The following is a 25,721-nucleotide window of genomic DNA, read 5'->3' as shown; positions in this document are numbered from 1 at the left end:
TATGACCGCTGACCTGTCTGTTGAGACGCTTGATGGCTTCGTCGGAGTGCTCACGATGCGGCGCCCGCCCAACAACTTCTTCGATCTCGATCTCGTGCGGGGCCTTGCTGATGCCGGGGAGGAGTTGGCAGCGGGTGACACCCGCGCCATCGTGATCCGTTCGGAGGGAAAGCACTTCTGCGCCGGCGCCGACTTCACACGCAGGGACTTGGGTGTGGATACGGCACGACTTCTGTACACGGAGGCAATACGGCTGTTGGAACTGCCGATTCCGATCGTCGCCGCGGTGCAGGGGTCCGCGGTCGGCGGCGGCCTCGGCTTGGCCTGTGCCGCTGACTTCCGCGTCGCATCTCAAAGCTCACGGTTCCACTGCAACTTCTCGCAGCTGGGCTTTCACCCTGGCTTCGGACTCAGCGAGACCCTGCCGCAGATTGTCGGGCAGCAGCGCGCGCTGCACATCATGTGCGCCTCGCAACGTCTGACAGGTCAAGAAGCACTGGCAATCGGGCTCGTGGACGTTCTCGCCGAAGACAGCGAAATGCAAAGCGCCGCAATCGAGTTCGCCCGCACATTCACCGCCATGGCACCGTTGGCGGTGCGATCGATCAAACAGACGCTCCGGGGTGGACTGCCTGATCGCGTGCTGACAGCAGTCCAGCACGAAGCCTCCGAGCAACAGCGACTCCGAGACACCGAGGACTTCACAATCGGCCTCACCGCCAGCTTCGAACGCAAGCAGCCCATATTTACCGGGCGCTGAAACCTTCTTCACTCAACGTTCGGTCTCAAAAACAGCGAACACCGTAGGAAAGGAAGCAGTATGGGCTCCACGGCCACGACTTCGGTCGCCACGACGAGTGGCCCCGTGCGAGGCATACATCAGGACGGGCTCGCGGTCTTCAAAGGCGTTCCCTACGCCGCGGCCCCGGTCGGCGACCTTCGGTGGCGCCCGGCGGTGCCCCACTCTGGTTGGGTCGACGTTCTGGACGTCACAGAATTCGGCCCGAGTGCACCGCAGCCCTACGTGGAGGGTGGACAGCCAATCCTGGGAGGGCACGGCTTCCCGCCATTCGACGAGGACTGCCTCACACTCAACATCTGGACGCCGGCCGCCGACGGTGCTTGCCGGCCGGTCGTGATCTGGATCCACGGGGGTGGGTTCGTTACGGGATCCGGGTCTTTGGCCATCTACTCGGGCGATACTTTCGCGCGCGACGGAGACCTGGTCGTGGTGACGATCAACTATCGTCTCGGGCCGCTGGGTTTCCTCTATTCCGGGTCCGAAAGCGACGGACCTGACGCGCAATCCGCCAATTTCTGGATCACCGATCAGATCGCTGCGCTGCGCTGGGTGCGTGACAACATCACCGCGTTCGGCGGAGATCCGACCGCCATCACCATCGCAGGGCAGTCCGCTGGCGCTTTCTCGGCGGCTGCGCTCGCTGCGCACCCGGATTCTCGCAGCCTGTTCCACCGTGCCATCGTGCAGAGCTCGCCGTTCGACGGGCCTATGCCTGATCGTGCCGAGGCGCGGGAAATCACCGACACTTACCTCGACATCCTCGGCGTCAACAATATCGACGAGCTCCGCAAGCTGCCCTGGGAGCCTCTGATCGACGCGTGGTCCGCAATGTTCGAGCGCACCTTCAAGTGGGGCCACTGGACGGTGCCCTTCCCTCCGGTGATGGACGGTGTGAGCCTGATCGGCGATCCTGTGCACTATCTCCTTGACGATGCCGCGCTCGATATCGACGTGCTGATCGGGTGGACCAACCAGGAAGCGAATTCCTACTTTCCTACCAACCCGATGTACGCCGACGTAACCCGGGAGCAAGTTCTGGCCCGCTACGAGGAGTCCTTCGGTGATGGTGCTGCCGAAGCGTACGCATCCTTTGAAGCGCGACGTCCGGGCGCGACGCCCTTGGAGGTCCTCATGGACCTGGGCACCGAGGAGTTGTTCGCCACACCCACCATCGAGGTGGCTGAGCAGCGGGCCGCGCGCGGGCGACCGGTCTGGGCGTACCGCTTCGACTTTCAAAGCCCCGCATACTTCGGTCGTCTGGGTGCCGCGCACTGCCTGGACCTGCCGTTCGTTTTCGACAACTTCGACAAGTGGTCGCTCGCGCTCCTGACGGACGGCATCGAATCACCGGACCGCGACGGTTTGTGCACTGCGATGCACCAGGCCTGGATCTCCTTCGTTCGCACCGGAGATCCCAACCATGCCGCGCTGCCGAAGTGGGAGCGCTACGCCGGGGAAAATCCCACCACAATGCGATTCGACATGGTCAGTGAATCGGCTGACGGTCCTCGAACGGGTGGGCCGAACAGGGTGTGACCATCGACTGCGAAGCGTTGCGCAAGCCCGCTGCCGGAGACCCCGCGCAGGTCTCTGCCAGCCGGCGCTAGCCGCTTCAAAGCCGCCGGGCCAGCTCTACCTAGCACGACAGTTGTATTTCGTTGTGCTGCAAGCGAGTTGGTTCTGGGGTAGTTTGGCGCGGGTGCTGGATGATGTTGTGGCCGAGGATGTTTCGGCTTGGCGAGTGGGTTTCGATGAGGTGTTCGCGCGGGTAGCGGGGGTGTTCTATCGGACTGAGCCGCGGCGGTGGGCGCGGGCGTATCTGACGGGGTTGTTGGCGCCGGTGGAGCGCAAGAACTCCTGGCAGTTGGCCGATGCCGCCGGCGTGGTGGAGCCGGACGGTTTGCAGCATTTCCTGAACAGGTCCAGGTGGAGTGCTGATGATCTGCGTGATCATGTGCGCTCGTATGTGGCCGAGTCATTGGCCTGCCCGGACGGTGTCCTGGTGCCGGATGAGACCGGGTTCGTCAAGAAGGGCACGAAGTCGGCCGGGGTTCAACGCCAGTATTCCGGCACCGCGGGCAGGGTGGAGAACAGTCAGCTGGGGGTGTTTCTGGCCTACTCCGGCCGCTCGGGGCGTGCGTTGATCGACCGGGAGCTGTATATACCCGAATCATGGATCAGCGACCGAGACCGCTGTAGCGAAGCGGGAATACCCGAAAAGCGTTGCAGTGAAGGTGTTTTGACCAAGCCGCGACTGGCCGAGGCCATGATCGAGCGGACACTGAGGGCCGGGGTGGTCGCGGGGTGGGTGGCCGCTGACTCCGCCTACGGCCGTGACGGGAAGTTCCGGGCATTCCTGGAGGCTCGTCGGATGTCCTATGTCCTCGAGGTGCCGGTCAAACAGACCGTCACCGATATCGACGGGCGTCGTCGGGTCGACACTCTCATCGGCCGTGCTCCCGCCGAGGCATGGCACCGGGTTTCGTGCGGACCTGGGGTTCGAGGCGAGCGCGTCTACGACTTCGCGTGGGCCACGCTGCCCGGCTTCGGTGACCTCCCGGCCGGGTTCGTGCGCACCCTACTCGCCCGGCGATCGGTCGAGGACCCCGCCGATATTGCCTACTACCTGTGCTTTCACCCCGACACCGTGACTCGTGAGCAGATCGTCGCCGTCGCTGGAGCCCGGTGGGCGATCGAGGAATGCTTCCAAGCCGCCAAAGACCAATGCGGCCTCGACCACTACCAGGTACGCCGATGGGACCCCTGGTACCGCCACATCACCCTGGCCATGCTCGCCCACGCCTTCCTCGCAGTCACCGCCGCCACCGACCCAAAAGCCCACGCGGGCTGGGCCCGATCACAGTCGCCGAAATCCGCCGTCTCCTGGCGATAGTGCTCCACCCAGCCCGCACCCTCACCCACGCACTCGCCGCCTCCCGCTGGCGCCGACGCCACCAAACCCGCGTCCGACAAACCAGATACCATCGACAACGACTGTGACACAACGAAATACAACTGTCGTGCTAGGAGCAAGGCCGCGCAGTTTGGGTTTCTGCTCGGTTGTCAACCGGGCAGGATATGAACGCTGATCTGGGTTTTGTAGATGTTGCGGTCGACCTCGCCCTTGGCGCGGTGTTTGGAGATGGCACGTTTGACGATGCGGGGGCTGGAGCGTTGGCGTCGTAGTGGCATCGGGCTGGACAGGACCGCGCGGCCGATGGTGCCGATCAGGTTGATCGTGGTGGTGGCGAGAACTCCGGTGGCCTGGATGAGCTGATCGCGGGCGGTGTGCACGGCGATGGTGAAACTGCCGCGGTCGGGGCTGAAACTCGGTGTGGCGAGCGCGGTATCGGCGATCGCGGTGCGCAGCGCCTGGTAGGTGATCAACAAGGCGTAGACCTCTTGGGCGACCCCGGCCGGGGTGCGGGCGCGCAGCACCCGCCCGCCGAGGATGGTCGATTTCAGTTCGAAATAGCTGGTTTCGATCTCCCACCGCTGATGGTAGAGATCCACCAATTCCTTTGCTGGATAACGCTTGTCGTCGGTCAGGGTTGTGATCAGCCGGTACCGCTCGACCCGGCGTGGCCCGCCGGCGCAGCTGACGGCGATCTCGGCGTCGATCACGCGCACGGTCGCCGTACCGGTGCGGGTCAGCCACGATCTGTCACCCAACCGCGCGATCGCGGGGACGCGCCGGTTGAGTTTGGCGCGGATCAGCAGATCTGCTCCGGTGCCGGTGATCTGCTCGATCAACGCCGTAACCGCGAAGTTCCGGTCGGCCAGCAACAGCATGCCCGGGCGCAGGCACCCCAAAAGTTGTGGTGCATAGGCTGTTTCCGCGATCCGCAACGGGCCGAACACGACATCGACGACGGTGCGGGTGCCACACGCCACCACCGTCAGCAACCGCAGCATCGGATACCCAGCCTGGGCGTGACCGCCGCCGTGACGCCCGAACTCGGCCACGTTGCCTGGACTGTCAGCCACGAACACACTGGTGCCGTCGATCGCGCACACCAGCAGTCCCCGCCACCGCCGGGTCCCGGCGGCCGGGCCGGCGAGCAGATCGAACAACGCCTTCAGGGGTTTGACCCCGACGCGGCGCAACGCCTGTGACAAGGCCGGGGAACCAGGACACACGAACGATCCGCCGGGCAGCCCGGCACACAACCGCGCCCATACCTGCCGATACCCGATATCGGAGAACAACGCTCCGGCCAGCAGCAGATACACCACCACCCGCGACGGCAGCAGCCGCACTCGTGACCGCACGGCACCGGCCGTTTCCAGCGCCGCGTCGACCAGGTCGAACGACACGATCCGGGTCAGTTCCCCCAGATGCCCCGGCGCGAACACACCCTCCGCGACCGGCGAGGAACGATCAATGACACACTGAACTGACAGCGGAACTCCTCGATCGAGCGGATTGTCTTGGCGGACAACACCTCTCTACCAACAGTTCCGCTGTCCCCACTCACCACCCCACCCCGCTTGACACACCAGCTCACGCGTTAACTGCGCGGCCTTGGTACTAGGAGAGTAGTCGGTTGGGATCGGGACTTGGAGTTCAATGAGTTGAGTCCCGATCGTTGCACCCGGCCGGCCGGACCCTCGGTGCATGGTCCGAGCGCGATCTCCATCGATCGCCTCGGTCCCCTCGAACGGTGACAGCCGCACGCGCGACTCTGTCGGGTGACCCTGTTCGAGAACCGAAACTCGGTCGGCCTGCGCACGGAAATCGACTTTTCCGTGCGCAGGCCGGACACGCCCAGGCATCCGGACGCACTCGCCATCGACGTCAGATTTCGTAGATGCCAACAGATCTCGTCAGGCCGACCGTCGTCAGTGCTACTCGAGACTGGCTGCGGCCTCGTCACCGACGTATGCCGCCCAGAGACGGCGGTAGGGGCCGTCGGTGGTGAGTAGGTCGGCGTGACGACCGGTTTGCAGGAGACGGCCCTCGCCGACAACGACGATCATGTCGGCGTCCGCGGCGGTGGCCAGGCGGTGTGCCACGACAATGGTGGTGCGGCCGGCGGTCAGCAGATCGACGGCCGCACGGACCCTGGCATCGGTCGCCAGATCCAGCGACGCAGTGGCCTCGTCGAGTATGAGGATGTCGGGTTCTACCAATTGCGCCCGCGCCAAGGCGAGAAGCTGACGCTGGCCCGCCGAAAGACTGCCACCGTGTGCGCCGATCGGCTGCCGGTAACCGTGTTCCAGGGCGGCGATCATCTCGTGGGCACCCACTGCCCGGGCGGCCCATTCGATATCGGCGGGGGCCGCATCGGGTTTGCCGTAGGCAATGGCCTCTTGCACGGTATCGCCGAACAGGAAGGGTTCCTGCGGCACCACACCCAATCGTTTGCGGAAGTCCCGCAGGCGATAGTGCCGGATGTCGACGCCGTCGACGAGCACCGCGCCCTCGGTCGTGTCATACAGGCGCGCAAGCAGTTTCACGAGCGTCGACTTACCCGCACCGGTCTCCCCGACCACTGCGACCTTCTGCCCCGGCGAGATACGCAGATCGATGCCCGACAACACCCGCGCGCCCGTCGGATCGTAGGCGAAGCCGACATCACGGAATTCGATCGCACCCGTCAAACTCCGCACCGGGCGGGCGTCGGGAGCATCCGGCGTCGCCACCGGTTCACGCATCAGCCCGCCGAGCCGTTCCACACCGATGACCGCCTGCTGATAGCTGTCGAAAACCTGTGACAACTGCTGGATGGGTGAGAAGAGCAGATCGGTGTAGAGCAGGAAGGCGATCAATGTGCCTGCGGTGAGCATACTTTCACGCAGCTGGTGCACACCGAAGACGAGTACGGCGGCCGTGGCGATGACCGACATGAACTCGATGAACGAGAAGAACTGCGACGCCAAGGTCTGGCTGCGCATCCGCGCATTACGATAGCCCCAGGAGCGGCGCTCGAATTCCCGCTGGTTCACTGCTTCCCGGCGATAAGCCTGGGTGACCGCGATATTGTCGACGTTCTCCTGCAGATAGGCATTCGAGGCACTGACCTGTTCACGCGCCAGGTTGTAGGCGGGCACCGAGGCCCGTCGGAAGGCGACGGTGGCAGCCACCAGCACCGGCATCAGCGCTAGTACCACCAGGGCCAGCCCGGCATCGATGACGACCAGTGCCACGACCACGCCACCGATGGTGAGTGTGCTGGTCAAGGCCACCGAAAGCCCGGTCTGTAGGAATGCCGACAGTCCGTCCACATCGGTGATCATGCGAGTCATGATGCGGCCGGCTAGTTCTCGCTCGTAGAACTGCAGACCCAGGCGCTGCAATTGCGCGAATACCTTGACCCGCAATCCGTAGAGCAGGCGTTCGCCGGCCCGCCCGGTCACGCGCACCTGCGCGACAGTGATAGCCCAGTCCACGATCACGATAACGAACGCCGAACCGGCGGCGATCAGCAGCACGTCCCGCGCGCCCGCCAGTACACCGCGGTCGATTCCGTAGCGCACCAGGACCGGAATCAGGATCTGGGCCAGCGCATCCAGAAGTACCAGGCCGAGTCCGGCCAGCAGCGGCAGTGCGAACGGCCGCAGCAACCGGACCAGCGAGAAATCCGAATCTGGGGTGTGCGAGAAGTCTTCGGGCACTTCGGGTTCGCCGCTGAGCGCGGGTAGCCGGTCGATCAGCGCGCCCACATCGCCAGAGGGCGGCGCGCTCGATACCCCGCCGCCGCCTATTGCGTGCGGGGAGGCCGCGGCCCGCTGCGAGAACGCCTTCGCCATCTGTTCGAGGGTGCGCGACTCGTCGCCGTCGGCCTCGGCCGCCGCCCACAGTTCGGCCGTGGGTACCGTCTCGGCCGCTACGCCCGCATCCTCGGCGAAACCAGACGGATCCGGCGGGGTGAACAGCGCGTGGAACAACTCGGCTGAGCTCTGCAGCTCGTGCAGCGTGCCGAGCTCGGCGACACGGCCACCGTCCAGAACCGCGACCCGATCCGCCAGCGCCAGCGTCGAGATCCGGTGTGCCACCACAATGGTGGTGCGCCGCCGCACCTCTACGGTGATGCGCGCGAAGATCTCCTCCTCGACCTGTGCGTCGATGGCGGAGGTGGCGTCGTCGAGCACCAGGATCGGGGCGTCGGTGATCAGCGCCCGGGCCAGGGCGAGGCGCTGGCGCTGGCCGCCGGAAAGCCGCCGCCCACGGTCTCCGATCATGGTGTCCAAACCCTCGGGCAGCGCGGCGACGAATTCGTCGGCGGCGGCCAGATGCAAAGCGTGCCAGACCTGTTCGTCATCCGCGTCCGGATAACCGTAGGACACATTGGCGCGCACCGTATCCGCTATCAGCGAGGTGTCCTCGAAGACCATCGCCACCCGCGAGCGCAGGTCCCGCAACTCGCGAATATCAGTGCCGTCCAGCAGGATCCGCCCCGCATCCGGATCGAACAGGCGCGGCAGCAGAAGCGTCAGAATCGACTTCCCGGAACCGGCCGCACCCGCGATCGCAATGGTCTCCCCAGGCTCGACACCGAGCTCCAGGCCGTCCAGCACCGGCGGCTGACCGTCGAATCCGAAACGCACACCTTGGAATTCGATGCGCGGCGGGCTGTCCGGCCGGTGCACGGGATCGGTATCCGGCAACGGCCCCTCGACTGCGGTCGAACCCTCGATCACCTCGCGCACCCGATCCAATGACGCCTTGCCCTGCTGACTGACCGTTAGCAGCATCGCGAACATGCGAATCGGAGCGACAAACGATCCCAGGTAGGTCATGAACGCCAAAAAGGTGCCCAGCGTGATGGATTGCCGCAGCGCGAGCAGACCACCGACGATCAGGATGAGCGCCTGCCCCGCGGCGGGCACCGCCTGCATGACGGGGGTGAACCGGCTGGTGATCCGGGCAATGCGCAGCCGGGACCGGTACAGGTTCCGTGCGGCGGCGGCCAGTTGGTCCAGCTCGTGCGATTCCTGGCCGAAGCCCTTCACCACCCGCACGCCCGCGACCGCGGCCTCCACTCGCATGGCGACATCGGCGGCCCGGGCCTGGGCATCCCAGTTGGCGGGGAAGAGTTCCCGCTGACTGCGCGAGACAACGAGCCACAGCGCCGGAACCACCAGCAGCGCAACCACACTCAGCAGCGGTGACATCGAAGTCATCAGTATCAGCGACGCGGCCAGCATCACCACATTGCCGGCGACCAGCGGAACCAACTGCAGCAACATCTGGATGAGCGTCACGTCGGTGATAGCACGGCTCACCACCTGCCCGGTGTAGAGACCGGAGCGCTGCCGCCCGTTCATGCGCAGCAGCGAGGCGAACAGGTCACGCCGCAAATCGTGCTGCACATCCAGGGATAACCGGGATGACTCGACCCGGCGCACCCAGCTCGCGACGAAACGCACCAACCCGAGTGCGAGCAGCACCAGTACCCACGGCAGCACCGATGCTGCGGTGACCGTCAGGGTGTCGACCACATGTCGCACCAGCAGCGGCAGGATGGCGGTCAGAACTCCCGACAACACCGAGCCGATACCCGCTATGAGCGCCGTCCGCCGATGGGATGCGCAGCGCCGCAGCAGATATCGCACCCAGCCGTCGGCGCGGTCACCAGTGACCGCGTTGACGGAAAGAACGCAATCGCGAGTCATCCGGCGACCACGACCTCGGCTGTCGCCGAGGAGTGGTTACCGACCCAGGTCAGGCCGTAGTGCCCGCGCAGCGTGGTCTCGGTAGATTCGGTCCGGAATATCAGCTGCCACAGCCTATGCCGTTCGCGCCGAGCCGGATTCACCATGAGGGTGAAGCGGCTCTTCGCGTCCTGGATATCGTCCTGGGAGGGCAGATCCTCGGGCAGTTCGCCGTTCAGAACCGGATTCTCCACCGAAATATCCCAGCCGACGCGGCCGTTCGACGATGTCCGTACTTGCATTATCTTGTAGCTCCACAATGTGCGTGCGGCATCCGCGTCAGTCTCGAGAAACAGTCGGGTACCTTGGCCAGCTTGGTGCGGCGACGGACCGGTGCCTACTCGCCTGTGTTCTCAAAGGCGGCGGGAAGTCAGTAGCCGGCTCCATCCGCTTCAAAGCCGCAGGGCCGAGGAATTCGCGGGCATTGCTCGACAGGACTTTCGTCCGGGTGGCGTCGTCGAGGACGGTGGATGAGCGCACCAATCCGGCAGCCGGTCGTTCGCCGAGCGGATAGGGGTAGTCGCTTCCTACGACGACGCGGTCCGCTCCGACTGTGTCGACGAGGAGGCGGAGCGCCCGGTCGTCGAAGACTACCGAGTCGACGTAGAACCGACCGAGATAGTCCGACGGTTGCAACTCCGAAGTGCCGATGACGTCGTTGCGCTCGCGCCAGGCGTTGTCCATCCGCCCGACCCAGAATGGGAATGACCCTCCCCCATGGGCAAAACAGATGCGTAGCTCTGGACCTACACGATCGAAGACACCCCCGAGGATCATCGCCAGGATCGATAGGTGTGTCTCCGCGGGCATGCTGGCGAGCCACCGCGCCATCCAGCGCCGCAGACGCGGGGAGTCGGCCATGTCCCAGGGGTGGACGAAGATTGGTGCGCCGAGTGAAGCGGCATGCTGCATGAAAGTGACGATGCCCTCGTCGTCGAGATCTCGGTCGCCTACGTGATTGCCGATCTCCACGCCGACGTGCCCGGCTTCAAGGCACCGTTCCAGCTCTGCGCATGCCGCGTCCGGATCTTGCAGTGGGACTTGGCAGAACGGGAGCAATCGAGACGGTGCAGGCTCGCAAATTTCGAGGGCGAGATCGTTGAAGATTCGTGAGATTGCCGTCGCGTCCTTGGTTTCATTGCCATAGGCGAAGAAAAGCGGGGTCGGCGAGACGACCTGCGCAGTGACGCCGTCGGAGTCCATGTCTGCGAGCCTCTGTTCTGCGTCCCAGCAGTTGGCTTGGATTCGGCGAAACTCGGCCGATCCCACCATGACCATCGCGTCTCGTTCGGACTCCATGCGGAGCCAAGGGACGTCGATGCCATTCGAGGAGGGCAGCTCGGGCCAGCCTCTCGGTATGTAGTGGGTGTGCACGTCGATGATGTCGTTCATCGTTCAGAACTCAGCCCTTCCCGGGATGCACGGCGCCGCAATTAGTGCACGTGCGAGCGGCGCCGTCGTCGTAGAAGGAGGTGAACACCGGCGGCAGGTCAGCGACGATGTCACGCACCTGAAGCTCGACTTCGTGGACCAGCGCCGAGCAGTTCAGGCAATACCACTGGAACTTCTCGAGCGTGCCTTCTTCGCGAACTCGCTCGATGACCAAGCCCACGGACCGGGTCTCGGGTCGTTGCGGCGAGTGCGGGATGTCACCGGGAAGGAGCCACGTCTCGCCTTCGGCGATGTCTACTCGCTGCAGCTTCCCAGCCACGATGATGTTGACGTGGATGTTGCCCTTGATTTGGTAGAACCACTCTTCGTAGGGGTCCACGTGGAAATCCGTGCGCTGGTTCGGTCCGCCGACGACCTGGACGATGAAGTCTTTGCCGAGTGCCATTGTCTTGTTACCCACTGGCGGTTTCAGCAGGTGCTGGTTGTCCGCGATCCACCCGGCAAAATTGATGGTCGGCGGTACCGGTGACTGATTCACGTCGTCTCCTTATGCGGCACGTATGCGACGGCTTGGATCTCGATAAGCAGATGAGGGTGCGGCAACGCATGCACCGCGACGGTGGTTCGAGTTGGTCCGGTCTCGTCGAAAAACTCGGCCCAGACCTCGTTGTAGCCGCCGAAGTCGTTCATGGACACGAGGTACGTGGTGGCCTGAACCAGGTCGCTGAGATCGGCGCCGGCGTCACGCAGGATGTCGCGAATATTCTCGATCACCGCGCGAGTCTGGACGCGAATGTCGAGGCACGTCGTTCCTAGGTCGTCTACCTCTGCCCCATCGATCGAATTGTCGGTCCTTCGCGCTGAGGTCCCGGAGACGAACGCGAAGCTACCGACCACCTTGACGTGGGGGAATCGGCCACGAGGCTTGGCCTTGCCCGAGACCAGTCGGGCCTGCACCGTGTGATCAGCCATGTGAGCGCCGCACGCCTCGTACGGTGACTGTGCCGAGTCGCGCAATGTGGGCCGTGACGACGGAGGCCGTGAAGGGCGCCGCAGCAGTTGCCGCGCCGGCCAAGATGACGTGTCCGGCGCGGAGTTCGATCTTGTTTCGGCGAGCCATTGCGAGTAGCGCGGGCAGCGCTCGGAGTGGATGGCCGAGGATTGCGGCGGTGGATCCGACATCGGCCAGAGCACCGTCTATGCGCAGCTCGACGGCGAGATTGCCGATGTCATCGGTTCGGTGGCTGACATGAAATGGCTGCCATTGGCCGATCACGAAGGCCGCGGCGGACGTGTTGTCAGCGATTACGTCAGGCAGGCTGAATCGGAAGTCACGATAGCGGGAGTCAATGATCTCCAGCGCCGGCGCCACTGCGTCAACCGCGTCACCGAGGTCGGTCAGTGCATCGTTGACATCGACGTCGCGGGCGAGCCTGAACGCGACCTCGGGCTCAATTCGAGGATGAATGAACCTCGTTAGGTCGACATCAGTTCCATCCGCCACTCGCATCGCATCAGTGAGCTGGCCGACAATCACGTCGGAGACACCCATCTGGAGCGCCTTCGCCCGGCTGGTGAAGCCCAGCTTGGCACCAACGAGCCGCTCGCCACGAGCGCAGCGCCGCGCGATCAGCTCATGCTGGATCCCATAGGCCGATTCGAGGTCGAGCCCTTCCGGTAGCTGCGGTATCGCGGTCGAATGCTGTTGCGCATCGTCGAGTTCGATGGACGCTGATGAGTAGATCGAAGTGCTCATGACGATGCTTCCTCTCGCGCGTTGACCATGGTGAGCGCAACATCAAGGATCATGTCTTCTTGCCCACCGACCATGGTCATAGCTGCACGCAGACGTTGGTCTGCTCGGTGTAGAAGTCCAGCGAGTTCGTTCCGCCTTCGCGGCCGATGCCGGAGAGCCCGACACCCCCGAAGGGCGAGCGCAGGTCCCGCAGATACCAAGTGTTCACCCAAGCCATGCCGACGTTCATCCGCTGCGCGACCCGATGGCCTCGGGACAGGTTGGTCGTCCAGACCGACGCCGCGAGTCCGTAATCGGTGTCGTTGGCGAGGCCGATCGCCTCCTCCTCGGTGTCGAAGGGAACCAGACCCGCGACCGGTCCGAAGATCTCCTCGCGCATGGGCCGATCGGCATTCGTCAGGCCGGTCCACAGGGTCGGCTCGATCCACGCGCCCCCGTTGAGATCATCAGCCAGGGTCGGCACGCCGCCCCCGACGATGGTCTTGGCTCCGGATTCCTCGGCGAGCGCGTAGTAGGCGAGCACCTTCTGCCGATGCGCCGTCGAGATCAGCGGACCGGTCGTCGTCCCTTCCGCGTACGGGTTGCCGAGCGTCAGCGCTCGCGCTCGGGCGGCCAGACCTTCGACGATCTCCTCGAACACTCCGCGCTGGACGTAAATCCGCTCGGTGCACAGGCAGACCTGGCCTGTATTGGCGAACACAGATCGAGTCAGCCCGTCCAACGTTGACTCGATGTCGGCATCGTCGAACACGATGGCCGCATTTTTCCCGCCGAGCTCGAACGAGATGGGACGTACTCGAGGCGCGCTCGCAGCCATGATCGCAGAGCCGGTCGCAGTCGAGCCGGTGAAGGTAACACCGTCGATGCCGGGGTGTCCGACGAGGAACTCACCGGCCGAGCCTGCGCCGAAACCGTGCACGACGTTGTAGGCGCCGTCGGGGATACCGACCTCGGTCAGCACCTCACCCAACAGGGTCGCCGTCGAGGGGGTCTCTTCGCTCGGCTTGACGACGACGGCATTGCCGCACGCCAGGGCAGGTGCCACCTTCCAGGTGAGAAGCAGCAGGGGAAGGTTCCAGGGCACGATGACGGCCACCACACCGAGAGGCTTGCGCATCGCGTAGTTAAGGGCCTGGCGACCGTTCGCAAGGTCGGTCAGAAAGGACGTTTGCCCGGCTGAGGCGATCGTGTCAGCGAAGGAGCGGAAGTTCAGCACTGCTCGCGCAACATCGAGTTCTCGCGCTTGTGTGACCGGCTTGCCGGTGTCAGCGATCTCGGCAGCGACGAAGTCCTCGAATCGTTCCTCGATACGGTCGGCGACGCGGCGAAGCAGTGTGCATCGCTGACCCGCCGGCGTTGCACCCCAGGCTCCCTCGACGGCCCGCCGGGCCGCGCGCACAGCATCGTCGACCAGTCTCCGGTCAGCCTCCTGAACCCTTGCACTGACCGATCCGCTTACCGGATCGATCTTGTCGAAGAACGACGCGACCGCTCCGTCCTCGATAGCCTGCCCGCCGATGAAGTTTCGCACTGTTCGCGGAGCCAAGGGATTACCACCTCTTCCCGGGTGATTGCCTGCATCGCTGCACCTGCCCAAGACTGCCGCACAATGGCATGCCAATCCAATGCCAATCGGCGTACTAGATATGCCCGCACGGCTATGGAAGTTTGGGTCGGTACTTGAAACAGTTCGCGGTTACCCCGCTTCGCAATATCTCGATGCCTACCGTGCGATTCGGTGGAGTCGTCCGGACTATTGCGGGCGAGCCGCGGCGTAGGATATGCCCTTGCCTCAGCCTTTCGCATTGTGGACATGCCCTTCTAGGCATAGGGTGCGCACATGGTGTTGGACGCTAAGGCCACCGAAAAGCTGCTTGATGGGCGCCTCAAACTGCGGCATCTGGTGCTCGTTGTGACGATTGCAGAGCACGGCAGCATCATGCGCGCCGCCGAGGCTCTGCATGTGACGCAACCCGTCGTGACCCGCAGCCTGCGGGAAGTGGAAGAAGTCCTCGGTGTTCCATTGTTCGACCGTTATAGCCGTGGGGTGACGCTGAACGTCTACGGGAAGTCCTTTGTGGATCATGCTCGAGCCGTGCTTGCTCAAATCCGGCACGCGGGGGAGGAGATCTCGCTGCTGCAGTCCTCGGACCTCGGAACAGTGACCGTCGGTACCTACCTCGCCGGCTCAAACGTTCTTCTCCCTCGGGCCATCGCCGCTCTGAAATCGAGCCACCCTTTGTTGACCGTGGTCGTCGTCGAAGCCACGCCTGACGTTCTGGAAGCCGACTTACTCGTTGGCGAGATCGACTTGACGGTCGGACGCCTGCTCGCGGCACCGCCGCCCCGACTGACCCAAGAGCAGCTCTACTTGGAGCCGATCAAAATAGTCGCCCGGAGTACTCACCCTGCGCACGCGCTGGTCCATCCAACATTAAGCGAACTCGCTTCATACGCATGGGTGTTTCCGAGCGACCGAACCGCCCTCCGCTGGGAGCTCGAGGAAGTGTTTGTGTCTGCGGGCGTCGCAATACCCAGGGATCGGATCGAATGTCCTGCGGTGCTCACGATGTGGCAGCTTCTCGTACAGAATGACCTGATCGGGTTGTTACCCGCATCGATCGCACTGCAAGAGGAACGGTTCAAGTTCATCGGGACGTCGCTGAAGTCGGTCCGACAAGTCGTTGGCGTGTCGTGGGCCACCGAAAGACCCCTGATCGCGCCTGCCTCGGCCCTGCTCGAACATCTCCGAGTCGAAGCAACCGCGCTTACTCAAGCACTTGAACACGAATCGGTCCAAAGGTAGGCGTGACCGTGGCGGGGCGCCCACGTTCCGGAATATCGGGTTCAGCCTCGGGATGCGGAGTGCTCGAGCTGTTGCGGTGGTGCACGACGCCTCGGGCAGTATCGCCGCGCGATACGGCCTGCTGGGGGAGAAAAGAACCCCGCGACGATCGGTGCTGTTCCCCATGATCATCGGCTTGGTCGTCTTGGAGGGCTGGGTGTGTCCGGCGGGTAAGCAGGCACCGGGGCGCGATCGCACGATTCGCGAGATCGCCAGCTTGATCGTGGGCGGCATCGCGCAACAACACGGTCGCGGCGATCAGGACCCGGCCGCGCCGATGGCCGTGCTGTCACCGCAACAGCGCACCGACCGAACGGCGATGCGAACCCGCTAGCGCTACAACGATATTCACGCACTGATCGCCGAGGGTGAAGTCTGCGCGGCATCGGCAAACGCCTCGGCCTCGCGTGTGGGACGCTGCGCCCAGCCGGCCTCGTCGAGGAACTGCTGGTCAACAACGGCACCGGACGCCGCCGCGGTCTGCTCGATGCCTTCAAGCTCCACCTGCACCAACGGTGCAGTGAGGGCTGCACCAACGCGCATCTGACAGTCAATCGACACATGCCCTGAAAGGCATGGCAAGTGTTGAAACTTGCATTGGTAAGACATGTCACCAAGGGGGAGTATTGGCGAACAGATTCGAAGTCTCGCCCCCTCGGGCATGACTTCGAGGCGTGCGAACGTGAGGCGCCATCACCGGGCATTGGTTGTGGCTATGGCCGGGCGCAACGCTGTAGCAATGCTCGATATCTCCTGGATCCGCGACTAGGTGTCCGGCTCATTCAACAAGGATCGGTGTTTATGGAAGAGACCACCCGCGACGCATTTGCTAGTGCAGTCCAGGATGAGTCGGCATTGCGTGCAGCGCTGCTCGACGCGGACGCTGTCACGAGCCTGATGGTGCTCGCGCATTTGTCGGGAGACTCGACGCTCCTCGAGCGTGCACAGGAATACATCACCGGGCCTTCCCCGGATGGACGGCGGGTCCCACGGTCATTGCATGAAGAGGCTGTTGAGCAGCTGATCGGGGTCCTGCGTGATCTCGCAAGGGGCGGTTCCATTCCCGACCTCGCCGAATCTGAACTCCACAAGATCATGAATATCGGTGCCGGTGAAGAAGTTCCGCACGAATACGTCCCGATGGGCCTGAGCGAGAACCACCTGGACATCGAACACAAGTACCGTCAACCATTTGCCTGGACAAAGGATCCGGCTGACCTCCTCCGCGACTTCTCGGTCGTGGTGATCGGGTGCGGAGTATCCGGGATCGCAGCCGGAGTACGGCTTCGCGAGGCTGGGATCCCGTTTGTCATCCTCGACAAGAACGAGGCCCCGGGCGGCACTTGGTGGGAGAACAAATACCCGGGGTGTGGTCTCGATACCCCCAGTGACACCTATCAGTACACCTTCTACCCCAACAAGTCCACGACAGGCCCCTATATCAAGCGCAATGAGGTCCTTGCCTACCTGCAGTCGACCATTGCTGCCCATGGACTTGAAGAATTCATCGTCTCGGGTGCAAAAGTCTCGAAGGCTGAGTTCTTGGAAGACAAGAAGCGCTGGCAGGTCGAATACACCAAGGATGGTGTCGAACACGCCCTGACGCCCAACATCGTCATTTCGGCGGTTGGCGCACTCAACAACGCCAAGGTGCCTGCATTCGAGGGGCTCGAGGAGTACTCCGGAGAAGTTCTCCATACCGCGCAGTGGAATGAGGAAGCAGACCTTACCGGCCGCCGAGTCGCGATGATTGGAATCGGTGCCAGCGGAATGCAGACGGGGCCGACTATTGCTCCAATTGTAGAGCACCTCCGCGTGTTTCAGAGGTCGCCGCACTGGTCGGCTCCCGATCCGGCCTATCACGAACATCGCACACCGGGTGAAATATGGGCAGCCGAGAACGTTCCGTACTTTGCGTCGTGGCGTAGATTCCTTGTGATGTGGGCCGGATTCGACCGTGCGTGGCCCATGATGCACAGTGACTCGCCGGAAATCGAGGCCCTGCGCGGGATGTTGACCACATTCATCGAGCATGAGCTCAAAGATCGACCCGACTTGCGCGCCGCCGTCACGCCGGACTTTCTTCCGTTCACGAAGCGTATGCTCTATTACAACAATTGGTTTCCGATGCTTCGTCGGGAGAACGTCTCCTTGGTTACATCGCCAATCGAGCGTTTCACCAATCGTGGCATTCTGACCGCCGATGGTGTCGAACATGATGTTGATGTCACTATCTTCGCAACGGGCTTCGACATGACACAGATGCTCGGCTCGTACGAAGTTATCGGCCGGGACGGGGTCACCGTAAGGGAACTTTGGGCGGACAATGATCCGCGTGCGTATCTGGGCGCGGCCATTCCGCACCTGCCGAACTTCTTCACGTTGTTCGGTCCCAACAGCGCTCTCGCGCACGGCGGTAGCTTCGTCTTCGTTGCCGAGTGTCAGTTGAACTACCTGCTTCAGGCGATCCGGGTACTGCTGGAGGAAGGCTACACATCCGTCGAGTGCCAGCAGTCGGTGCACGACGAGTACAACAAGCGGCTCGACGATCAGAACTCGCGCATGGTCTGGTCGAACGTCAAGGTTAACAATTGGTACAGGAATGCCGCGGGTCGCGTGACGTCGACGTTGCCGTGGCGACTTGTTGATTACTGGAATATGACTAAAACGTTCGAGCCCAGCGAATACAACTGGACGCGTTGAGTCTTGCTGTCTCACCAGACTCAGAAGAACGGAGATAGCAATGACACAGAATGACGACAGGCCAGCAGACCTGATCCTGCGCAATGCCAATGTCATCACGGTGGACGAGGGGCTTCCGAGAGCGGCGGCATTGGCCATCCGGGCTGGACGTCTGGTGGCGGTTGGTAGCGAGTCGGACGCATCTGCTTTCGCTGGTCCCCAAACCAAGGTTGTTGACTTGGGCGGGAGGACCATAATCCCGGGGTTGATCGACAACCATACGCACGCGCTGATCGCCGGAGCATTCTTGACGGGGATCGGGGTTCAACTGGCGGGTGTGAGCAGCGTCGAGGAGATCGTCACGCGGGTCGCTGAGCGGGCCAAGACGACTCCGCCGGGAGAGTGGATCATGACCACCGCGATGCCGCGGGTGGCGCTCGAGGAAGGGCGCATGCCCAATCGTTGGGATCTCGATCGGGCGACTGTAGATCATCCTGTGTTCGTCGCGCAGTCTGGAAGAAATATCATTGTCAATTCGCTCGCGCTCGGGATGGCGGGAATAGATCGGGACACTCCCGATCCGACCGGAATTCCCGACGGTGCGGAAGGTCGAATCGTCCGTGACGAGAACGGCGAGCCAACCGGTCACCTGATTGCTGGTGGTGGCGACGTGGGGAAGGCTCAGTGGTGGAAACTCATGGGCAAGCCGCCTCGCTTGTTCGGGTTCCCGCATCTGGGCTTCGATGACGCGGTTCGTGCGATCAAATTGCAAATGCTCGAGTTCAACTCTGTGGGAATCACCAGTTTTCGCGATCTGGGCGCCACGGAGGAAGAAATTGACGCCTACGCCCATGTGGCTTCGACGGGAACTGCGACCTGCAGAACGGAGGTCACCATCGGGCTGCCGGCGAACTACCTGACCAAAGACGAAATTGCTCCCACGCTCGATCGCTATGAACGCCTCCACGGATTGGTGATCGATGATTGGATGCGCATCGCAGGTGTGAAGGTGATCATCCAGAGCGATGGTTGGCAGTCGGTTTCTGCTGACAAGGCTCAATACATCGTCTTGGAGGCGAACAAGCGTGGATGGGATCTCGCCTTCCATGCCGGATCGGGCGATACCGACGAGGTGAACTCTCTGCTGGTCGAGATCCTGGAGTTGGCGAATAAGGAACGTGACATCACGACTCGGCGGTTCTCGTGGGAGCACGGTCTGGGATTGTTCGATCCCGACCTTATTCGCCGAATTGCAGACTTGGGCGTCATCATCTCCTGCCAGCCGACCCTGAGCTCCGCCGCCGCGGCCCGAACCGTGAGCATGGGCGCTGAAATGGACAAACTGGGCCTTGTCAAACCTGGGGCAGTTCACAAGAGCGAAGGGTTCCAACGCGTTATCGAGGAGTGGGGGCTTCCAATCAAGTCGTGGTCCGACGCTGGGATTACGGTCACGCTGGGCAGTGATTGGCCGGCTAGCCGACCGACAATTGATAACCCTCTCGCGCAACTGGATTTTGCCTGTACCCAGATCAGCTCTGTGGGGCTTCTCCAGCCTGAGGAGGTAGTCCCACTGGATTCGGCGCTGCGTATGGCCACGATAAATGGTGCCTACTCGATGCGCGTCGAGGACCAGATCGGGTCACTCGCTGTTGGAAAGCTTGCAGACCTCGTTGTGCTCGATACCGACCCCTACGAGGTCGAAGCAGAAGGGCTGTCCAGTGTTCGCGTCTTGGCAACGATGGTCGACGGCAACGTGGTGTTCCAAGCGCCAAATTTCGAACTCGACATGTAAGTCGTAGCGATTCCGGAATCCCCGCTGACTTCCTTCAGGATTGAGTACCTTTGATGACAACTTCCGAACCCGTACTGGTGACCGGAGCGACCGGGAAGCAGGGCAGTGCCGTTGCCCGGGCACTTCTCTCCGAGGGGACACCCGTGCGCGCCCTGGTACGGGACCCACACTCGGCTCGGGCGTCTGCGATCGAAACGCTTGGCGCCACGTTGGTTACCGGGGACCTGAACGACAAGGGCTCTTTGATAGCTGCTGCCAGTGGGGCGCGGGCGGTGTTTTCGATTCAGACCCCGGATCCGGCCGATCCCGGCTCGGATTCGGAGATGCTCCAAGGCAAGAACCTGGTCGAGGCAGCGAGGACCGCAGGTGTGGCGCAGTTCGTGCATTCCTCGGTTGCCGGCGCCGGGGAATTCCACCGCAACGCGCCGGGCTGGAAAGAAGGCCGATGGAACCGGCACTTCTGGGAAAGCAAGGCATATACACAGGACCTCGTCCGAGACACCGGATTCACCTACTGGACTCTGCTCAAGCCGAGCTACTTCATGGAGAATTTCCTCCGGCCTTTGGCGATTGACGCGAATCGCCTTGTGAGTGTGATCGCGCCCAGCACGGTGGTGTCGCTGGTAGCGGTGCAGGATATCGCTAGCGCCGCGGCGGCCGCCATGAACGACCCCGCAAAGTTCAACAAAGTGGAGCTGGAACTCGCTAGCGATGAACTGACGTGGCCCGAAATCGCCGCAATTCTTTCCGAAGTCCTCGGCGCGAAGATCGACGCGCCCTCGCTCTCCCCGGAGGAAGCAGTCGCAGCAGGACTCACGGCCGGAGCCGTGAACTCGCAGCAACGTCTCAACGAGGTCGACAGTCCGGCCAGGCCTGAGTACGCCCACAACCTCGGGCTCACCACCACCGGATTCCGTACATGGGCCACCGAAAATATGCATCCGTCCGCATGACCCCACCGTTCCCTGTCGGTGTCAACGAGCACCGATCCCGCTTGACTCCTAGAAAGGACTGCAATCTTGAGCATTGAGCAGATCGAAATCAAAACGCCCGACGGTGTCGTGGAGGCCTATGTCGGCCGGCCCGAGGAAGAGGGTGAATATCCCGGCGTGATCTTTTACATCGACGCAATCGGGCTGAGGCCACGGATTGCGGAAATGGTCGAGCGGATCGCCTCGTGGGGCTACATCGTGCTCGCGCCGAACCAGCTGTATCGCGCAGGTACGGTGGCCGAGCTCGCACCGAAGGCTGATCTGTCGAACATGGCAAACATCCCGGAGTTTTTCGGGTTCATCCTGCCGATCATCGACGAGCACACTGCGGACCAAGCACGCATCGATGCCGACGCCTACATCGATACGCTGCTCGCGCTGCCCGGCGTACGCGGTCGGAAGATCGGGACCACAGGCTACTGCTGGGGCGGACGGCTCGCACTCCGCGCAGCTGGGTCGCGGCCCGATGAGGTCGTGGCTGTCGGAATGTTCCACACGGGTGACGCCGTGACCGACGCCGACGATTCTCCGCACCGCGTCATCGGTAACGTCCGCGCCGAGTTGTTCATCGGTCATGCCGACAACGACCCCTTCAACACGCCGGAAAGTATCGCCGTGATGGAGAAGACCCTCGACGAGGCCGGGCTGACCTACACCTCGGAAGTGTTCGAAGGCGCGATGCACGGCTACACGATGTCCGATTCGGCGGCGGTGTACAACGAGGCCGCGGCTGAACGTCATTTCCGTGAGCTCGAAGCGCTCTTTGGCCGGACGCTTCAAGCCCAGTAAACCAATGACGGAGTGCTCACCGCCGCTGAGGATTTCCGGTCGGACGTCCAACGTTCGCATCCTAGGAATCTTGGCCGCGAGAAATTGGTACTCCGTAGTTCTGATGAACACAAAATAACGACATGTTGTTGCCTCGGATGGGGCGCAGAGTCCTCGCGCCATTCGATTTGGCGTACCTCAACAAGGAAGTGCTAAATGTCAGTACACAGCGAGCTTCGTGACACCACCTTCGCTGGTGAGGTCATCCTCCCAGGGGACGACTCATACGAGCAGGCGCGCCGCGTGTGGAACTTCGACATTGATCGCCGACCGGCGGTCATTGCGATGTGTGAAAGCACCGCCGACGTGAGCGTGGCTGTCAAGTACGCGAACAGTCAGGGGCTGGAGATTGCAGTCCGCTCTGGTGGGCACAACATGCCTGGGCTTTCCGTGTGTGACGACGGAATCGTCATCGACCTCTCGAGGTTGCGCGGCGCCAATTTCGATCGCGAGACGGGTATTTTCAAGGCCGAGGCCGGACTGCTGCTTCGAGACCTGGACCGCGAGACGCAGGAGGTCGGCCGAGTGGTTCCGGCCGGGCAGGTGACCAACACCGGCATCGCGGGGCTCACCCTGGGCGGTGGTTTCGGTTACCTCTCGCGAAAGCACGGCCTCACCTGCGACAACTTGATTGCCGTGGAACTTGTCACCGTCGATGGTGAGGTACTGCACGTCGATGACGAGTCCGACCCCGAACTCATGTGGGGCCTTCGGGGCGGCGGCGGCAATTTCGGCATCGTCACCGAGTTCACGTACAAGAGTCATCCGCTGACCTCCGTGTACTCCGGTTGGTTGGTATTCCCGCAGGATCAGGCCAATACCGTGATGCAGACATATCGCGATGTGGCGAATGACGCCCCACGAGAACTCTGTACGATCATCCAGTTCCAAGTCCCCGCGATGAAACTGCCGGAGCATTTGCTGGGTGACGGACAGGCGTATCTGGGAGTCTTTATCGCCTGGAGCGGTGATTCAGCAGAAGGCGAGCGCGTGCTGCGCCCACTGCGGGCATTGCAGCCGATTGTCGACTCGGTGGAGACCAAAACTTATCGCGAACTTCAGGCTGAAGGCGACGCTTTCACAACGTTCTCGCTTCGGTGGTACATGAAAGCCGGATACCTGAATGACGTTCCCGACGAGCTGGTCAGCCTGTCAATTAAGCACCTGGCGAGTGCGCCGTCGCCCTTCTGCCTCATCAGCACCTTCTCGCTTGGCGGGGCCATCACCGACGTGGGCGAGGACGACACTGCCTTCAGCTCCCGCGACGCGCAGTACTCCTTTGAAATCCTAGCGGCTTGGAGCGATGCGTCCGAGCGTGAGGAACATGTCAAGTGGGCGAAGGACTGGGCGAAGCAGATCGAGAAATTCACTCTAGACGGTGTCTACGTGAACATGGTCTCCATCGACGACGGTCCAGAACGGGTCCGTTCACTGTACGGCGCCGCCAAGTACGATCGCCTGTCCCAGTTGAAGGCTCGAATGGACCCTGGCAACCTGCTCCACTTCAACCAGAACGTGAAGCCGGCCGTGTAGGTCGGCTTGTGAGTCAGGTTCGGGCAGGTAAGCGGCATCCGCCGATTGCGCCAAGTCGACCAGACGGCGGCCCTGCGGTGACCGGGGCCGTTGTGAGTCAACGTCAGGGACGTGCACCGGGCTCGTAGGTCTCGGAGGAGTCAAGCAACCGATTTCTGAGATCGATGGTCATCAGTCACCGTGCTACAGAAGGGAACAACTATGATCCGAATCGCGCCCATCCGCTACGCGAACGCCACGCGCTTCGCCGCGCCGACGCCGACGGATTCAATCACCCCGGAAATTCATACCGCCGTACGAATCAGCCCGCAGCCGGTCTCCCGGCTCGAGGCCGTCATGGGTCCGCAGCCTCACGAGCCAGTTCAAGGCGAGGATTGCCTTTTCCTGTCGGTGACAACTCCAGCGATCGATGATGGCCGCCGGCCAGTACTGGTCTTCATTCATGGCGGGGGGTTCCAGACTGGCGGTGGAGTACTCGACTGGTACGACGGGGAGGCGTTGACCCGCGAAGGTGATCTCGTCGTCGTCTCGATCAACTATCGTGTGGGTGCCCTCAGCTTCCTGATTCAGGAGGGTATCAGCGAGGGAAATCTTGGCCTGCTGGACCAAATCGTTGCATTGCAGTGGGTGCGTGACCACATCGCCCATTTCGGTGGCGATCCGGACAGCATCACCTTGGCAGGGCAGTCTGCGGGCGGGTACTCGATCGACTCTCTGGCTACCGTTCCGGGTACCGCTGAGTTGATCAAGCGAGCGATCATCATCAGCGCCCCGATCAAGGCCCGTCGGCCTGTACGAAGCGACACTGTTGAGGACGCAATTGTCTTCTCGGCGAAACTCGGTACGGACCCCCGCACCGCATCCATTGAGCAGATAATCCAGGCGCAAACGGCGACCCTTGCTGCCCATCGCGAGCGGAATGGGTTCGAATCGGTTCCGTTCCTCCCAGTCGTTGACGCAGCGCCGTTCCCGCCCGCGGAGCCCGAAGGTACTCAACCGCCGCCCGCTTCCGCAATCGACCTGCTCGTCGGATGGAACCGGGATGACAGCTCGGCCTTCGGCGTTCCGGCCGACATTCTCCCCGCCGTGGTTGACCGTAGGTTCGCTGCGGTGTGGGAACAGCGAGCCCAGGCGTACGAGGCTGCCGGCGGGACTGTCACCGGATACCGCTTGGATTGGCGCCCTGAAGGCTCGCCGTTCGGTTCGACCCATTGCGTCGAACTGCCGCTGGTTCTCGGCAATGCCGAAGCGTGGGAAGGCTCACCGATGCTCGGTACGGAGGAGTGGGCCACTGTGGACCACCTGGGCAAACAACTCCGTCAGATTTGGATCGAGTTCATCCGCTCCGGTCGTGCTGCAACCCCGGCCGCTACCGGCGAACGCCTCCCAATCGAGTTTGCGGTGGGAGTAGACCAGCTGGTCACGCTCCGAGTGGCTGAGGAAGCGTTCGTAGGCCGTGAGTCCTGAGCCGCTGTCGGCGTCTGGACGCTAATCGAATCAGCAAGGGCGTAGCGCGTCTACGGCTTTGGTCGCGATGGCCGAAATCTAGGAGGTAGAAATGATGACGAATGTGGCACCTGGCGTGTACCGAGTCGGCGACGGTGCGATGAACTTCTACGTCCTGGTCGAGGGTACTGACGTGACCCTCGTGGACGCAGGGTTCCCCGGGCACTACGACGAACTGGCCGCCCTGTTGGAAGGCATCGGGCGATCTGTGCTGGACATTAGGGCAGTTGTGATCACCCACGCCCACCTCGACCACTTCGGCTTGGCCGAGCGACTGCGAAAAGAAGCCGGCGCGACCGTTTGGGCGCACACCCTCGAGGTACCTGCCCTAGCTCACCCGCTCGAGCGACCGGCCGACGTAAAGCCCGAGAAGAGCTTGGCCAGCTATTTCCTCCGGCACCCCACTGCGCTGCGGTCGCCTGTTCGATGGGCGCGGTTGGGCGCGTTTCGCACGCCGGCCGTCACGGAGGCCCACTCCTTCGAGGACAACGCGGTTCTCGATGTCCCAGGGCGGCCGAGGGCAATCCTCATACCGGGGCACACACCTGGCAGCGTGGCGTTCCACCTCCCGGCAGAGGGAATGGTATTCACTGGGGATGCGCTGGTCACTCACGATGGCATGATTGGTTGCACTGGCACCGGGCCACAGATCGTTGGCCCGACGTTCACACACAACACGGCGCAGGCGAGAGAGTCGCTGAAAGTGTTGGCCACTGTGGAGGCGGAATTAGTGCTGCCGGGCCACGGTGACCCGTTCCATGGCCCCGTCGCCGATGCCGTGGCGCAGGCTCAGCACGCTCCGGTCTGATCCCGACGGCACCGTCACCAGAGTCCTGCATAGTCGCTGAACCGCAATATCGGCGATCTGGGCGAGAAGGCATCGACACCTCCACCGCGGTCGGCCGGATGTTCTTCCAGATCCTCGGCGCGATAGC

Annotated in this window: 21 protein-coding genes; 12 read left to right on the top strand and 9 right to left on the bottom strand. The window is 62.8% G+C overall.

Going from position 1 to position 25,721, the window contains the following annotated elements:
- The first annotated feature begins 1 nt into the window (after position 1).
- The 3 genes from OG874_RS16470 (at position 2) to OG874_RS16460 (ending at position 3,695) form a co-directional block, all read left to right on the top strand.
- Positions 2-760: an enoyl-CoA hydratase/isomerase family protein gene (locus OG874_RS16470; protein ID WP_330256009.1), complete on the top strand. Its 759-nt coding sequence runs from the start codon at positions 2-4 to the stop codon at positions 758-760.
- A gap of 60 nt (positions 761-820) precedes the next feature.
- Positions 821-2,338 carry a carboxylesterase/lipase family protein gene (locus tag OG874_RS16465; protein WP_330256008.1) on the top strand — a complete coding sequence of 506 codons (1,518 nt, stop codon included), beginning with the start codon at positions 821-823 and terminating at the stop codon, positions 2,336-2,338.
- A 178-nt stretch (positions 2,339-2,516) separates the two neighbouring features.
- Positions 2,517-3,695 carry an IS701 family transposase gene (locus tag OG874_RS16460; protein ID WP_442943408.1) on the top strand — a complete coding sequence of 393 codons (1,179 nt, stop codon included), beginning with the start codon at positions 2,517-2,519 and terminating at the stop codon, positions 3,693-3,695.
- A gap of 170 nt (positions 3,696-3,865) precedes the next feature.
- On the opposite strand, the gene OG874_RS16455 is transcribed toward OG874_RS16460, so the two are convergent.
- The 8 genes from OG874_RS16455 to OG874_RS16420 form a co-directional block, all read right to left on the bottom strand.
- Positions 3,866-5,158 (bottom strand): IS4 family transposase, encoded by a 1,293-nt coding sequence (locus OG874_RS16455; protein WP_330252158.1) that lies wholly within the window; start codon positions 5,156-5,158, stop codon positions 3,866-3,868.
- Positions 5,159-5,650: 492 nt separating this feature from the next.
- A complete protein-coding gene (locus tag OG874_RS16450; RefSeq protein ID WP_330256007.1) occupies positions 5,651-9,421 on the bottom strand; it encodes an ABC transporter ATP-binding protein in 3,771 nt (1,256 codons plus the stop codon).
- On the bottom strand, positions 9,418-9,702 hold the full coding sequence (locus tag OG874_RS16445) for a hypothetical protein (RefSeq protein WP_330256006.1): 285 nt from the start codon (positions 9,700-9,702) through the stop codon (positions 9,418-9,420). Before OG874_RS16445 ends, OG874_RS16450 begins: the two co-directional genes overlap by 4 nt.
- A 37-nt stretch (positions 9,703-9,739) precedes the next feature.
- Positions 9,740-10,852 carry an amidohydrolase family protein gene (locus OG874_RS16440; protein ID WP_330256005.1) on the bottom strand — a complete coding sequence of 371 codons (1,113 nt, stop codon included), beginning with the start codon at positions 10,850-10,852 and terminating at the stop codon, positions 9,740-9,742.
- 10 nt (positions 10,853-10,862) lie between these two features.
- On the bottom strand, positions 10,863-11,390 hold the full coding sequence (locus tag OG874_RS16435; RefSeq protein WP_330256004.1) for a 3-hydroxyanthranilate 3,4-dioxygenase: 528 nt from the start codon (positions 11,388-11,390) through the stop codon (positions 10,863-10,865).
- Positions 11,387-11,824: a RidA family protein gene (locus OG874_RS16430; RefSeq protein ID WP_330256003.1), complete on the bottom strand. Its 438-nt coding sequence runs from the start codon at positions 11,822-11,824 to the stop codon at positions 11,387-11,389. Before OG874_RS16430 ends, OG874_RS16435 begins: the two co-directional genes overlap by 4 nt.
- Entirely contained in the window at positions 11,817-12,404 is a 588-nt protein-coding gene (locus tag OG874_RS16425; protein WP_330256002.1) for a 2-keto-4-pentenoate hydratase, read from the bottom strand. Before OG874_RS16425 ends, OG874_RS16430 begins: the two co-directional genes overlap by 8 nt.
- Positions 12,405-12,684: 280 nt before the next feature.
- A complete protein-coding gene (locus OG874_RS16420; protein WP_442943352.1) occupies positions 12,685-14,154 on the bottom strand; it encodes a 2-hydroxymuconic semialdehyde dehydrogenase in 1,470 nt (489 codons plus the stop codon).
- 294 nt (positions 14,155-14,448) lie between these two features.
- Between OG874_RS16420 and OG874_RS16415 the strand changes: the two genes are divergently transcribed.
- Both OG874_RS16415 and OG874_RS16410 read left to right on the top strand, forming a co-directional pair.
- Positions 14,449-15,414, top strand: a complete 966-nt coding sequence (locus OG874_RS16415) for a LysR substrate-binding domain-containing protein (protein ID WP_330256001.1) — start codon at positions 14,449-14,451, stop codon at positions 15,412-15,414.
- Positions 15,415-15,466: 52 nt separating this feature from the next.
- Positions 15,467-15,787, top strand: coding sequence for a hypothetical protein (locus OG874_RS16410; RefSeq protein ID WP_330256000.1), 321 nt, complete (start codon positions 15,467-15,469; stop codon positions 15,785-15,787).
- 14 nt (positions 15,788-15,801) lie between these two features.
- Here OG874_RS16410 and OG874_RS16405 read toward each other — a convergent pair whose 3' ends face one another.
- The gene (locus tag OG874_RS16405) at positions 15,802-15,966 is read right to left on the bottom strand and encodes a hypothetical protein (protein ID WP_330255999.1); all 165 of its coding nucleotides are present in this window, start codon (positions 15,964-15,966) and stop codon (positions 15,802-15,804) included.
- A 288-nt stretch (positions 15,967-16,254) separates the two neighbouring features.
- Between OG874_RS16405 and OG874_RS16400 the strand changes: the two genes are divergently transcribed.
- The 7 genes from OG874_RS16400 to OG874_RS16370 all read left to right on the top strand — a co-directional run bounded on the left by OG874_RS16400 (position 16,255) and on the right by OG874_RS16370 (position 25,594).
- Entirely contained in the window at positions 16,255-18,156 is a 1,902-nt protein-coding gene (locus OG874_RS16400; protein ID WP_330255998.1) for a flavin-containing monooxygenase, read from the top strand.
- A gap of 40 nt (positions 18,157-18,196) precedes the next feature.
- The gene (locus OG874_RS16395) at positions 18,197-19,927 is read left to right on the top strand and encodes an amidohydrolase (protein ID WP_330255997.1); all 1,731 of its coding nucleotides are present in this window, start codon (positions 18,197-18,199) and stop codon (positions 19,925-19,927) included.
- 53 nt (positions 19,928-19,980) lie between these two features.
- Entirely contained in the window at positions 19,981-20,880 is a 900-nt protein-coding gene (locus tag OG874_RS16390) for an NmrA/HSCARG family protein (RefSeq protein ID WP_330255996.1), read from the top strand.
- Positions 20,881-20,946: 66 nt separating this feature from the next.
- Positions 20,947-21,708: a dienelactone hydrolase family protein gene (locus tag OG874_RS16385; protein WP_330255995.1), complete on the top strand. Its 762-nt coding sequence runs from the start codon at positions 20,947-20,949 to the stop codon at positions 21,706-21,708.
- Positions 21,709-21,903: 195 nt separating this feature from the next.
- On the top strand, positions 21,904-23,280 hold the full coding sequence (locus tag OG874_RS16380) for an FAD-binding oxidoreductase (RefSeq protein ID WP_330255994.1): 1,377 nt from the start codon (positions 21,904-21,906) through the stop codon (positions 23,278-23,280).
- 201 nt (positions 23,281-23,481) lie between these two features.
- Positions 23,482-24,747, top strand: coding sequence for a carboxylesterase family protein (locus tag OG874_RS16375; RefSeq protein ID WP_330255993.1), 1,266 nt, complete (start codon positions 23,482-23,484; stop codon positions 24,745-24,747).
- Positions 24,748-24,838: 91 nt separating this feature from the next.
- Positions 24,839-25,594: an MBL fold metallo-hydrolase gene (locus tag OG874_RS16370; RefSeq protein ID WP_330255992.1), complete on the top strand. Its 756-nt coding sequence runs from the start codon at positions 24,839-24,841 to the stop codon at positions 25,592-25,594.
- Positions 25,595-25,721 lie beyond the last annotated feature (127 nt).

Origin of the sequence: Nocardia sp. NBC_00565, from assembly GCF_036345915.1 — a bacterium.
Lineage (GTDB): Bacteria > Actinomycetota > Actinomycetes > Mycobacteriales > Mycobacteriaceae > Nocardia.
This window is presented reverse-complemented; position numbering and strand designations above follow the sequence as displayed.